This window comes from Pantoea sp. Sc1 (assembly GCF_000255315.1).
Classification (GTDB): Bacteria; Pseudomonadota; Gammaproteobacteria; order Enterobacterales; family Enterobacteriaceae; genus Pantoea; species Pantoea anthophila.
Genome location: NZ_AJFP01000001.1, coordinates 3078285 through 3090645, shown reverse-complemented (window position 1 = coordinate 3090645; position 12361 = coordinate 3078285). Strand labels below are relative to the sequence as shown.

Below are 12361 nucleotides of genomic sequence, written 5' to 3'. Positions count from 1 at the left end.
TACACACAAGGAGAAACACAGCATGGCTAAACATGAAGTCGTTGCCCTCTATCTCTCACTCGCGCTGGGCGGCGCGTTCTGCCACAGCAGCGTTGCTGCGGCCCCCGATCCTGCCAGCACGTCCATCAGCCAGAACGCATTGCCTGCGCCGGAAAAAGCAATCAGCGACGTTGCTCAGCCGGGTCAGGTCAGCATCAACGATGCGACGGCGGAACAGCTCTCTGCCGTGATGAACGGCGTGGGGCTGAAAAAGGCCCAGGCCATTGTCAGCTATCGCGAACAGTACGGACCGTTCAGCGCGATCCAGCAACTCAGCGAAGTGCCGGGGATCGGGAATGCGCTGATAGAACGTAATGCAGGCCGGCTGAAATTGTGAGGCAGTACGCATCTGTGATGCATAACCCGCGCTGAACCGGCGGCTCTGCTAAAGTGAACAGGTCCAACCAGTTCACCCAAAGCAGGAGAGCATGACCATGCAGACCACGATAAAAGTGCGCGGCTACCATCTGGATGTCTATCAGCACGTTAACAATGCGCGTTATCTTGAATTTCTTGAGGAGGCGCGCTGGCAATGGCTGGAAGAGGCTGAAGCATTCCACTGGCTGCAGGAGCAGAAACTGGCGTTTGTGGTGGTCAATATTAACATCAACTACCGTCGCCCGGCCGTACTGGGCGACGTACTCACCATCGACAGTGAGATTACGCAGTTAAATGGCAGGAGTGGCGTCATCGCACAGCGGGTGCTGCTGGCAGGCCAGGAGACAGTGGTTGCCGATGCTGCGCTGACCTTTGTCTGCATCGATTTGCGCACCCAGAAGGCGGTCACCCTGGAAGGGGCGTTGCGGGAGCGACTGATGCGTCTGATGGCATGAGAGAAAAAAAGGCGGCAAACCCGATCGCTGCCGCCATCACTGTCGGCCTCAGTTAAGGCCGCTCTTTGCTTTCATTGCGGCCATCACGCCCGCACGATCGCTGAGATAACCCTGCAGGCCGTTGGCCCGTAAATGACAGGCTGCACACTCACCGCAGCCGTCACCTTTCACACCGTTATAGCAGGTCAGCGTCTCTTCGCGAATCAGCGGCAGTTGCTGCCAGTAGTCCGCCAGCGCCCAGGTTTCCGCCTTATTGAGCCACATCAGCGGCGTCTCGAAGCGGAGAGTGCGCGCCATGCCAAGCGTGACCGCCTGGTTCATGGCTTTAACAAACTCATCGCGGCAATCGGGATAGCCGGAAAAATCGGTTTCGCAGACGCCCGTGATCACCGCTTCGGCCTCTACCTGATAGGCATAAACCGAGGCCAGCGTCAGAAAGAGAATATTGCGACCCGGCACAAAAGTACTCGGTAATCCGGTGGCGTCAGGATTGTAGGCGGGTACCGGAATGCTATCGCGCGTCAGGCTGCTGACGGCGAGTTCGTTCAGCATAGTGACATCCAGCACTTTGTGTGCGCGCGCACCCAGCCTGATAGCCAGTTCCCGGGCCACCTCAATCTCTTCCCGATGGCGTTGTCCGTAATCGAAGGTGACGCAGTGCACCTCATCATAAAGTGCTAAAGCCTGAACCAGGCAGGTTGTGGAATCTTGTCCACCGCTGAAAACAACAACAGCGCGTTTCATGGCATTTCCCTGATAAGTAATTTTGCGCTTATGGTAATGCCTCATTCCGCCGCTGAACAGCTGCACGGCGGATCAATCGGCGGCGGAATCCATGCGCGGCTGAAATCGAACCAGCCCAGCGCATTGAGTTCAATCCCTTCGACGCCGGGCGGCGCGTAGATTTGGTAGCGATAGTTAAACAGCGGCAGCAGAATGCCGTCCGTCATCAGCTGATGATAAAGCTGATGCAGCGCGCGGGAGCGGGCCTCACCGTCAGCAATCTGCTGGATAGCCAGCAGCTGTCTCTGTACCGCTTTGCCCTGCAGGGTCGCTGACAGAGGCCGCCACAGCGGGTCCAGTGCCAGCCAGTTCGCCAGTGTAAACACCGGGGCATCGCCTATCAGTCGATCGCCCATCACCAGGTCGGCCTCATCAAGCTGATGAATGGTTTGCCAGCTTTTGACCGGATGAAAAAACACCTGGAGGTGACAGCCATGCTGCCTGAGTAATTCACATAACGCCTGCGCCATCTGATGCAGCTCAACCGGCAGCTGATAGTGGAGTGTCAGCGTGGCGGGCAGGGGGCCAGGCACTGCCTCGATCGGCGGCACCGGCCAGCCAGGCAGCAGCTCGTTGCTGGGCGTAATTAAGCCTTCATCAAGAGGCAGCCGGCTGACGATGCCGCTTTGCTGGATCAGATGGAAGACGCAGCGCGCCTGTTCGGCAGTAAAACCGTCACGCGGGCGGCAGAGCAGATAGCAGAAACCGAGACTGATGCTGTTGCTGACCGGTTGCAGCGTCTTAAGCTCGGCGGCATCGCCGATGGCGATCTGCACCGGATGACGACAGCTGCTGCCCAGGCGGGGGTCGAACAGTTGTGGCGTAATCCAGTACTCCACGGCCTGCAACAGTGGACGCTGCAGGTGCCACTGCGCATGACTCTCCATCCTGACCAGTTCAGGGCTGAAGTGACGCAGTTTCCACGGACCGCTGCCGATGGCGGGATGATCGGGATGGGGCAGCAGGCACAGCAGATGCGCCAGCCGGTGCGGTAGCCAGAAATCAGGTTGCCGCAGCACAAAACGCAGGGCCAGCGGATGCGGCGCTTCCACGCTCTCCACGTCGGCCAGCAGCAGTGCGACGCGCGGTTCCTGCAACAGCTGACGAAACTGCGACACCAGTTGCTCCGCCTGAACCGGCTCGTCGTTGTGCCACCTCAGCTGAGGCCGTAACCAGAATAGCCAGTGACATCCCGTTTCATCGTGCTGCCAGTGATGAGCCAGATCGCCAACCGGCGCATCCTGCTCAAAGCGGGTCAGGCCGGAGTAGATCTGGCGCACCAGATGCTGTTCAGCCCGACCGGTAATCTGATGCGGTGCTGTGCTCTCCATCGGGCGATAGTAGGGGATGCGCAGCACCGGCGTATCGTTCTGCCACTGTCCCCCCATCATCGGGCGCAGCAGAGTCATCAGCCGCTCCGGCGGCAGATCCAGCAGCTGCAAGGCGTCTGCCGCCGCGCCGCTATCGAGCTGCCGTTGCAGCAGCTGCTGACGTAACGCTTCAGGCGTGCGCAGAAAAGTGACCTGGCCCTGCTTACCCCGGCCCGCTTCACCCCGCCAGCTGAGCCAGCCCGCCTGCTGCCAGTGTGACAGCAGCGTGCGCAGATGACGCTCGCTGCAGATGCAGTGACGGGCCATCTCCGCCACGCAGGTCTGCTGAGGCGCCCCCTGACTCTGCTGCCACAGGCGCTGAAACTGATGAATACGGTGAAGTTCGCGCATCATAAACCCGGAACAATTTTTTAAAAGTATTCACTATTAGTTCCGTAATTAACAGGCAATAGTGGGACTCATCTTTTCAGCAGGAGGAGAGTCATGATGCGTTTAGCCGCGTTCGATATGGATGGCACATTGCTGTTGCCGGATCACCAGCTGGGACAGCAGACACTGGAGAGTCTGCAGGCGTTACATTCACGGGGTCTTCATCTCGCGCTGGCGACGGGCCGCCATCTGCTGGAGATGCAGATTCTGCGGGAAAAAATGATTCTGCCCGCCTGGCTTATCACGGGGAATGGCACCCGCATACATGACCGGCAGGGAACGCGGCTCTTTGGATGCGATCTGCCTTCTGCCGTCGCCGAAGAGGTGATCCATCGTCACTGGGAGACGACTGCCACGATGCACATCTTTAACGACCAGGGCTGGTTTACCGACCGGCCGCAGCCTGAACTGCTGGTGGCGCATCAGATGAGCGGATTTGGCTATCAGCTGTGCGCCCTTAAAACGCTGCCCGCGCATCAGGTAACAAAAATCTGCTTCATCGATCGGCATCAGCACCTGTGTCAGCTTAAAACGCAGCTGGATGCCGTGCTGGGCGATCAGGTCAACATCTGTTTCTCTGCGGAGGATTGTCTGGAAGTGCTGCCCGCAAACTGCAATAAGGGCAGCGCGCTGGCGCTGCTGTGTGACCACCTCTCCCTGACCATGGCTGAGTGTATGGCATTCGGGGATGCGATGAACGATCGCGAGATGCTGGCTCAGGCCGGGCAGGGTTTCATCATGGGCAATGCGATGGCGCAGTTAAAGATGGCGCTTCCGCATCTGCCGGTGTTAGGGCATTGCGGGACACAGGCGGTGTCCCATTATTTAAATCACTGGCTGGCGACACCCCACCTCGCGTATTCCCCCGAATGCTGAGGATTGCCGTGAACCGGACTGGAAGTCCGGTTTTTTACGCCAGCTCGCGCTGCCACGGCGTGATGTCACCGATATGTTTTGCCACCCATTCCGGCTGATAGTAGCTGTCGGGATAGCGTTCGCCACTGTCACATAACAGCGTGACCAGCGCGCCCGACTGATTTGCCGCCCGTAAGCGTTTCGCCACCTGCATCATGCCCCAGAAGTTGGTGCCGGTAGAGGCACCCGGCTTGCGTCCCAGAATCTTTTCCAGTTTCAGCATCGCGGCCAGCGTTGCGCCGTCCGGCACTTTGATCATTTCGTCAATCACATCGGGCATAAATGACGGCTCGACCCGTGGACGGCCAATCCCCTCGATCAGGCTGCCACGGGTGCTGGTCAGGGTGGCATCACGCTGCTGCCAGTAATCGAAAAACACCGAGTGCTGAGGATCGACCACCAGCAGTTTCGTTTCGAGTCCCTGATAGCGGATGTAGCGCCCCAGCGTGGCGGAGGTGCCGCCGGTGCCTGCACTCATAATCACCGTATGAGGGATCGGATAGGGTTCATGCTGCATCTGACGGAAAATGCTCTCCGCGATGTTGTTATTGCCGCGCCAGTCGGTTGCACGCTCAGCATAGGTGAACTGATCCATAAAGTGGCCGTTCAGTTCTCGCGCCAGCCGCTCAGATTCCGCGTAGAGCTGGCAGGGATCCTCGACAAAATGACACCGCCCGCCATAAAAGGCGATCTGCTCAATTTTCCGTTTTGCCGTACTGGCTGGCATCACCGCAATAAAGGGCAGTCCCAGCAGCCGTGCGAAGTAGGCCTCAGAAACAGCCGTGCTGCCTGACGAGGCTTCAATAATCGGCGTATCCTGTTTAATCCAGCCGTTAGAGAGGCCATAAAGAAACAGGGAGCGCGCCAGGCGATGCTTCAGGCTGCCGCTGGGATGGGTACTCTCATCTTTCAGGTAGAACCAGATGCCGGGAAAATCCGCCAGATCGAAACGGATCAGATGCGTCTCGGCCGATCGCTGAAAATCGGCGTTAATTTCGTTGATAGCGTGGCGAATCCAGCAGGTCTGCATCTCAGTCATCCGGTTATAAACAGTCCGGCTATTTTATGGCACGTGCAGGAAAAAGAGATTGCAAAATTACCGCTAAAATCGCGTTAATGGAGAAAATGATTCTCCCGGAGACGCAAATGTTAGACAAAACTGACCTTAAGCTGCTTGTGCTGCTGCAGCAGGACTGCACGCTGTCGCTGCAGGCGCTGGCAGATGCCGTCAATCTCACGACCACGCCCTGCTGGAAGCGACTGAAAAAACTGGAAGATGATGGCATTATTCGCGCGCGGGTGGCGTTACTGGACGGTGACAAAATCGGCCTGTCACTGACGGCGTTTATGTTTGTTAAAACCCAGCAGCACAGCCGTGACTGGTATCAGGCCTTTGTCTCGGTGGTCAATAGCATGCCGGAGGTGATGGCCTTTTACCGTATGGCAGGCGAGTATGACTACCTGCTGCGCATTCAGGTGGCCGACATGAAAAGCTATGATGCTTTCTATAAGCGATTAGTCAACGGCGTGCCCGGCCTGATCGATGTGACCTCCAGCTTCGCCATGGAAGAGATTAAATACACCACGGCTTTACCCGTTGCCCCTCTGGGGGCCTGAGATTGAGAACAGCGCTGTGCGATTATTCAGTCAGTTAAGTTGGTATTTTTTGCGGGAGTGGCGACGCTATCTGGGCGCGGTCATCCTGCTGATTGTTATTGCTGTTCTGCAGTTGCTGCCGCCGCATGTAGTGGGGATCATTGTTGACGGCGTGACAGGCGACACTATGAGTACCGGTCGCATCATGATGTGGATTGGGGTCATGCTGGCAACAGCAGTTGTGGTCTATCTGCTGCGCTATGTCTGGCGCGTGCTGCTGTTTGGCGCCTCCTACCAGCTGGCGGTCGAGCTGCGCGAAGATTTTTATCGTCAGCTGAGTCGTCAGCAACCGGCATTTTATCTGCGCCATCGCACGGGTGACCTGATTGCGCGCGCCACTAACGACGTGGATCGGGTGGTGTTTGCTGCCGGGGAAGGGGTGCTGACGCTGGTGGACTCGCTGGTTATGGGCTGTGGCGTGCTGCTGGTGATGAGCACCCAGATCAGCTGGCAGCTGACGCTGCTCTCGCTGGTGCCGATGCCGGTGATGGCGATCGTCATCCATCGTTACGGTAATCAACTGCACGATCGCTTTAAGCTGGCTCAGGCAGCCTTTTCCAGCCTTAACGACCAGACGCAGGAGAGCCTGACCAGCATCCGCATGATCAAAGCCTTTGGGCTTGAGCAGCATCAGTCACAGCAGTTTTCCGCTATCGCCCGCGATACCGGTGAGAAAAACCTGCGGGTGGCGCGGGTTGATGCCCGTTTCGATCCCACTATCTATATCGCCATCGGCTTTTCAAACCTGCTGGCGATTGGCGGCGGCAGCTGGCTGGTGTGGCATGATCAGATGACGCTGGGTCAGCTCACCAGCTTCGTGATGTATCTCGGCCTGATGATCTGGCCCATGCTGGCGCTGGCCTGGATGTTTAATATTGTCGAACGCGGCAGCGCCGCGTGGAGCCGCATCGGCGCGCTGCTGGCGGAAGCACCGGCGGTGGAAGATGGTGACAAAACGCTGCCGCCTGACCCCGGAACGCTTCAGGTGGCGATTCGAGCCTTTCACTATCCGGCCAGCACGGCGCCGGTGTTAAGCGATGTCTGCTTTCAGCTGAAACCCGGTGAGATGCTGGGACTGTGCGGCCCGACCGGCAGCGGCAAAAGCACCCTGCTCAGCCTGATTCAGCGCCACTTTGACATTCAGCAGGGGGATATCCGCTACCACCAGATCCCGCTGCCGCAGCTGCGGCTCGACAGCTGGCGCAGCCGTCTTGCGGTGGTCAGCCAGACGCCGTTCCTCTTCTCTGACAGCGTGGCCAGTAACATTGCGCTGGGGAAACCGGGCGCGTCCCGGCAGGAGATCGAACAGGCCGCCAGGCTCGCCTGCGTGCATGACGATATCCTGCGTCTGCCACAGGGTTATGAAACGGAAGTCGGGGAGCGGGGTGTGATGCTCTCCGGGGGACAGAAGCAGCGCCTTTCCATTGCCCGGGCACTGCTGCTGAATGCCGAAATCCTGATTCTGGATGACGCGCTTTCTGCGGTGGATGGCCGTACCGAACATGAAATTCTGCATAACCTGCGCATCTGGGGAGAGGGACGCACGCTGATTATCAGCGCGCACCGCTTATCGGCGCTGACGGAAGCCAGTGAAATTCTGGTGATGCAGCAGGGCAGCGTCGCCCAGCGCGGTGACCACGATACGCTGAGCGGAACGCCCGGCTGGTATCGGGATATGTTCCGTTATCAGCAGCTGGAAGCCGCACTGGATGATGATGAAAATGAGAAAGGAGTGCCGCATGGCTAAGTCTGCCCGCTTGTGGCCTACCCTGAAGCGCCTGCTGAGCTACGGTAAGCCCTGGCGTAAATCCCTGTCGCTGGCCGTCGGCCTGCTCTGGATCGCGGCCGCTGCTGAGGTAACCGGACCGGTGCTGGTCAGCTACTTTATCGACAATCTGGTGGCGAAACATCAGATGCCCTGGGGGCTAGTCGCCGGCCTGCTGGTCAGTTTCATTCTGCTTCAGCTACTGGCCGCCGCGCTCCACTACTGGCAGGCGCTGTTATTCAACCGGGCGGCGATCGGCGTGGTGCAGCGGTTACGCAGCGATGTGATGAATGCCGCGCTCTGTCAGCCGCTGAGCGCCTTCGATACCCAGCCGGTCGGTCAGATTATTTCACGCGTGACCAACGACACCGAAGTCATCCGCGATCTCTACGTCACGGTGGTCTCAACCGTGCTGCGCAGTGCCGCGCTGGTCGGGGCCATGATGGTGGCGATGTTCAGCCTTGACTGGCGCATGGCGCTGGTGGCGATGATGATCTTCCCGCTGGTGCTGATGGTGATGGTGATCTATCAGCGCTTCAGCACGCCGATCGCCCGCCGGGTTCGCGGTTATCTGGCCGATATCAACAACGGCTTTAACGAAGTGATCAGCGGCATGAGCGTGATCCAGCAGTTTCGTCAGCAGGCCCGCTTCGGCGAGCGGATGGGCGAGGCCAGTCGCTCTCACTACCTGGCGCGGATGGAAACGCTGCGTCTCGACGGCTTTCTGCTGCGCCCGTTGCTGAGCCTCTTTTCCGCGATGGTGCTGTGCGGCCTGCTGGTCCTGTTCAGCTTCTCCGTGCCTGGCGTATTTGAAGTCGGTGTGCTTTATGCCTTCATCACCTATCTGGGACGCCTGAATGAGCCGCTGATTGAGCTGACCACACAGCAGTCGATGTTGCAGCAGGCGGTGGTCTCCGGTGAGCGCATCTTCGAACTCATGGATGCCGCGCAGCAGCAGTATGGCGACAGTCAGCAGCCGCTGGCTTCCGGCCGCATTTCGCTGAACAATCTGAGTTTCGCCTACCGTGAAAACCGCGATGTGCTCAGTGACATCAATCTTGAGGTGGCGCCGCGCGAATTTGTGGCGCTGGTCGGACATACCGGCAGCGGCAAAAGCACGCTGGCAAACCTGCTAATGGGCTACTACCCGGTGACGCGCGGTGAAATCCGCATTGATGATCGGCCGATTGGGGATCTGAGCCATAGCGTGCTGCGACACGGGATCGCCATGGTGCAGCAGGACCCGGTGGTGCTGGCGGATACGCTGCTGGCCAATGTCCGGCTGGGCCGTGATATCAGCGAAGAGGCGGTCTGGACGGTGCTGGAACAGGTCCGGCTGGCGCCCCTGGCGCAGGCTCTGCCGGAGGGGATTCACACCCGGCTGGGTGAGCAGGGGAATAACCTGTCGGTCGGGCAGAAGCAGCTGCTGGCGCTGGCGCGGGTGCTGGTCGATCTGCCGCAGATACTGATTCTGGACGAAGCAACGGCCAATATTGACTCCGGCACGGAACAGGCGATTCAGCAGACGCTGGCCAGACTGCGTCAGCACAGCACGCTGGTGGTAATTGCTCACCGTCTCTCCACCATTATCGACGCCGACAAAATCCTGGTCCTCCATCGCGGTCGGGTGGTCGAGCAGGGCACGCACCAGCAACTGCTGGCGATGCAGGGCCGCTACTGGCAGATGTATCAGCTTCAGCAGGCCGGGGATGATCTCGCGTCGGGCGTGCCTGCCACCGCGGAAGCCTGACCTGCACCTTTTTTGCGCAGTTTTATCGGACTAATCTGTATAAATGCACTCCTTTGACGCCTGAAGCACCAAAGGAGTGCATCCCGATGCGCTGACCGGCTTTCTCCTTTTCCCCCTTTTCAGAGCCACTGCAGAGCCCCTCCTTGCTCCATCCCGCCTGACCCACTGATTATCACCGCTTTTGCTAACTGGCACAGCCTTTGCTTATCTCCCTGTGTGTCCGTAAACGTTACCTATTTACTCGCTGGAGGGGATCCAATGAAGCTGGTTACCGTCGTAATTAAGCCATTCAAGCTGGAGGATGTGCGTGAAGCTTTGTCCTCTATCGGCATTCAGGGACTGACCGTCTCCGAAGTGAAAGGGTTTGGCCGCCAGAAGGGGCACGCCGAGCTCTATCGGGGCGCAGAGTACAGCGTGAACTTCCTGCCGAAAGTCAAAATTGATATCGCTATTGCCGACGATCAGCTGGACGAAGTTGTGGATGTCATCAGTAAAGCGGCTTACACCGGAAAAATTGGCGACGGTAAAATTTTCGTGGCTGAACTGCAGCGCGTCATTCGTATTCGTACCGGCGAGACCGACGAAGCCGCTCTGTAATTACGACTCAGTATTGTGATGGGATGGAATAAAAATGAATAAAGTTCTGACTAAGCTGGGCCTGACCAGCCTGGCACTGTTACCATCGCTCGCGATGGCTGCGCCTGCCGTTGCGGACAAGGCTGACAACGCATTTATGATGATTTGCACCGCGCTGGTGCTGTTTATGTCAATTCCAGGGATTGCGCTGTTTTACGGCGGTCTGATTCGCGGTAAGAACGTGCTGTCGATGCTGACGCAGGTGGCCGTCACTTTCTCGCTGGTGTGCGTCCTGTGGATGGTCTACGGCTATTCACTGGCGTTCAGCGAAGGTAACGCCTTCTTTGGCGGATTTGGCTGGGCCATGCTGAAGAATATCCAGCTGACCGCGGTAATGGGCAGCTTCTATCAGTATATCCACGTTGCATTCCAGGCCTCATTTGCCTGCATCACCGTGGGCCTGATTGTGGGTGCCATTGCAGAGCGTATCCGTTTCTCAGCCGTACTGATCTTCGTCGGTGTCTGGCTGACGCTGGCTTACCTGCCTATCGCGCATATGGTATGGGCGGGCGGTTTCCTGGCGCAGGATGGCGCGCTGGACTTTGCCGGCGGTACCGTCGTGCATATCAACGCCGCGGTAGCGGGTCTGGTGGGCGCGTATCTGGTTGGCAAACGTGCCGGCTTTGGTAAAGAAGCTTTCAAACCTCATAATCTGCCGATGGTCTTCACCGGCACCGCGATCCTCTATGTAGGCTGGTTCGGCTTCAACGCCGGTTCTGCCTCAGCTGCAAACGAAATTGCCGCACTGGCGTTCCTGAACACCGTTGTGGCAACGGCGGGTGCCGTACTCTCATGGACCTTTGGTGAATGGGCGGTGCGCGGTAAGCCTTCTCTGCTGGGCGCCTGTTCAGGCTTTATCGCCGGACTGGTCGCGATTACCCCAGCCTGTGGTTATGTTGGCGTCGGTGGTGCACTGATTATCGGTCTGGTTGGCGGACTGGCGGGTCTGTGGGGTGTGACCTCTCTGAAGAAATGGCTGCGTGTGGACGACCCCTGCGATGTGTTCGGCGTGCACGGCGTCTGCGGGATTGTTGGCTGTATCCTGACGGGCGTGTTTGCCTCCTCTTCACTGGGCGGCGTCGGTTATGCGCAGGGTGTGACCATGGGCCATCAGGTCTGGGTTCAGCTCTTCAGCGTCGGCGTCACAATCGTCTGGTCTGGCGTGGTGGCCTTCATCGGCTTCAAACTGGCCGATCTGATTGTCGGTCTGCGCGTACCGGAAGAGCACGAACGCGAAGGTCTGGATGTTAACAGCCACGGCGAGAACGCTTACAACCAGTAATGCGTGAGAGTATAAGCAGTGAAAAAGGGGCGAGCTATCGCCCCTTTTTTTATTCGCTTCGCTGGCGCATCACCCCTTCCTGCACCGTAGAGGCGACCAGCACCCCCTGCTGATTGTAGAACTCACCCCGTACGAACCCCCTGGCACCTGACGCTGAAGTACTTACCACGCTGTAGAGCAGCCACTCGCTGAAGTCGAACGGACGATGGAACCACATCGAGTGATCGATCGTGGCGACCTGCATATCCGCCTCTAAAAAGCCTTTGCCGTGTGGCTGCAGCGCAACCGGCAGGAAATTGAGATCCGACGCATAGCCGAGCAGATACTGATGGATGCGCAGATCGTCAGGCAGCGGACCGTTGGCGCGGATCCAGACCTGGCGCTCAGGCTTGTCCACATGCCCGCGTAGCGGATTGTGAATCTGCACCGGGCGGATCTCCAGCGGACGTTCCGCGATAAATATCTCCCGCAGTTTTTCCGGCAGCATGTGCGCCATCTTCTGCGCCATCGCCTGTTCCGTGACCAGATTTTCCGGTCCTGCCACCTGTGGCATCACATTCTGATGCTCAAAGCCACTTTCCGGTGACTGGAATGAGGCGGTCATATAAAAAATGGGCTGACCATTCTGTATGGCACTGACCCGGCGGGCGCTGAAACTTTTGCCGTCACGCAGGGTTTCGACGTCGTAGATAATCGCTTTCTGGCTGTCGCCGGGCCGCAGAAAGTAGCTGTGAAAGGAGTGAATCGTCCGATCGGTCGCGACGGTTTGCTTTGCGGCATAGAGCGCCTGACCCACCACCTGACCGCCAAACACCTGGCGCAGGCCAAGATCTTCACTCTGGCCGCGATATAAACCTTCTTCCAGTTTTTCCAGATTTAATAAATTCAGCAGATTTTGCAGTGCCTGACTCATGGCGCGTTCCTCAATATAGTGACCTGCTC

The 12361-nt window shown here is 58.2% G+C and carries 12 protein-coding genes; 8 read left to right on the top strand and 4 right to left on the bottom strand.

Annotation, left to right across the window (positions count from 1 at the left end; all coding sequences use genetic code 11):
• Nucleotides 1-22 precede the first annotated feature (22 nt).
• Both S7A_RS14400 and S7A_RS14395 read left to right on the top strand, forming a co-directional pair.
• Nucleotides 23-376, top strand: a complete 354-nt coding sequence (locus S7A_RS14400; RefSeq protein WP_033736593.1) for a helix-hairpin-helix domain-containing protein — start codon at nucleotides 23-25, stop codon at nucleotides 374-376.
• A 97-nt stretch (nucleotides 377-473) separates the two neighbouring features.
• Complete coding sequence (locus S7A_RS14395; protein WP_009091695.1) at nucleotides 474-872, top strand: thioesterase family protein; 399 nt, start codon at nucleotides 474-476, stop codon at nucleotides 870-872.
• 48 nt (nucleotides 873-920) lie between these two features.
• On the opposite strand, the gene queC is transcribed toward S7A_RS14395, so the two are convergent.
• Both queC and S7A_RS14385 read right to left on the bottom strand, forming a co-directional pair.
• Complete coding sequence (gene queC / locus S7A_RS14390) at nucleotides 921-1616, bottom strand: 7-cyano-7-deazaguanine synthase QueC (protein ID WP_009091692.1); 696 nt, start codon at nucleotides 1614-1616, stop codon at nucleotides 921-923.
• A 41-nt stretch (nucleotides 1617-1657) separates the two neighbouring features.
• Nucleotides 1658-3376: an SgrR family transcriptional regulator gene (locus S7A_RS14385; RefSeq protein WP_033736393.1), complete on the bottom strand. Its 1719-nt coding sequence runs from the start codon at nucleotides 3374-3376 to the stop codon at nucleotides 1658-1660.
• A 93-nt stretch (nucleotides 3377-3469) separates the two neighbouring features.
• Here S7A_RS14385 and cof point away from each other — a divergent pair, with 93 nt between their 5' ends.
• Complete coding sequence (gene cof, locus S7A_RS14380) at nucleotides 3470-4291, top strand: HMP-PP phosphatase (protein WP_009091688.1); 822 nt, start codon at nucleotides 3470-3472, stop codon at nucleotides 4289-4291.
• Nucleotides 4292-4325: 34 nt separating this feature from the next.
• Here the strand turns inward: cof and S7A_RS14375 are convergent, their stop codons facing one another.
• Entirely contained in the window at nucleotides 4326-5360 is a 1035-nt protein-coding gene (locus tag S7A_RS14375) for a PLP-dependent cysteine synthase family protein (RefSeq protein ID WP_009091687.1), read from the bottom strand.
• 116 nt (nucleotides 5361-5476) lie between these two features.
• Between S7A_RS14375 and S7A_RS14370 the strand changes: the two genes are divergently transcribed.
• The 5 genes from S7A_RS14370 to amtB all read left to right on the top strand — a co-directional run bounded on the left by S7A_RS14370 (nucleotide 5477) and on the right by amtB (nucleotide 11419).
• On the top strand, nucleotides 5477-5947 hold the full coding sequence (locus tag S7A_RS14370) for an Lrp/AsnC family transcriptional regulator (RefSeq protein WP_009091686.1): 471 nt from the start codon (nucleotides 5477-5479) through the stop codon (nucleotides 5945-5947).
• A 16-nt stretch (nucleotides 5948-5963) separates the two neighbouring features.
• Nucleotides 5964-7733, top strand: a complete 1770-nt coding sequence (locus S7A_RS14365; RefSeq protein WP_009091683.1) for a SmdA family multidrug ABC transporter permease/ATP-binding protein — start codon at nucleotides 5964-5966, stop codon at nucleotides 7731-7733.
• Nucleotides 7726-9501 carry a SmdB family multidrug efflux ABC transporter permease/ATP-binding protein gene (locus S7A_RS14360; RefSeq protein WP_009091682.1) on the top strand — a complete coding sequence of 592 codons (1776 nt, stop codon included), beginning with the start codon at nucleotides 7726-7728 and terminating at the stop codon, nucleotides 9499-9501. The genes S7A_RS14365 and S7A_RS14360 overlap by 8 nt, the downstream gene beginning before the upstream one ends.
• Before the next feature lie 258 nt (nucleotides 9502-9759).
• Complete coding sequence (gene glnK, locus S7A_RS14355; protein WP_003850469.1) at nucleotides 9760-10098, top strand: P-II family nitrogen regulator; 339 nt, start codon at nucleotides 9760-9762, stop codon at nucleotides 10096-10098.
• Between the two features lie 34 nt (nucleotides 10099-10132).
• Nucleotides 10133-11419 (top strand): ammonium transporter AmtB, encoded by a 1287-nt coding sequence (gene amtB, locus S7A_RS14350; protein WP_009091680.1) that lies wholly within the window; start codon nucleotides 10133-10135, stop codon nucleotides 11417-11419.
• A 49-nt stretch (nucleotides 11420-11468) separates the two neighbouring features.
• On the opposite strand, the gene tesB is transcribed toward amtB, so the two are convergent.
• Entirely contained in the window at nucleotides 11469-12332 is an 864-nt protein-coding gene (gene tesB / locus S7A_RS14345) for an acyl-CoA thioesterase II (protein ID WP_009091678.1), read from the bottom strand.
• Nucleotides 12333-12361: the final 29 nt, after the last annotated feature.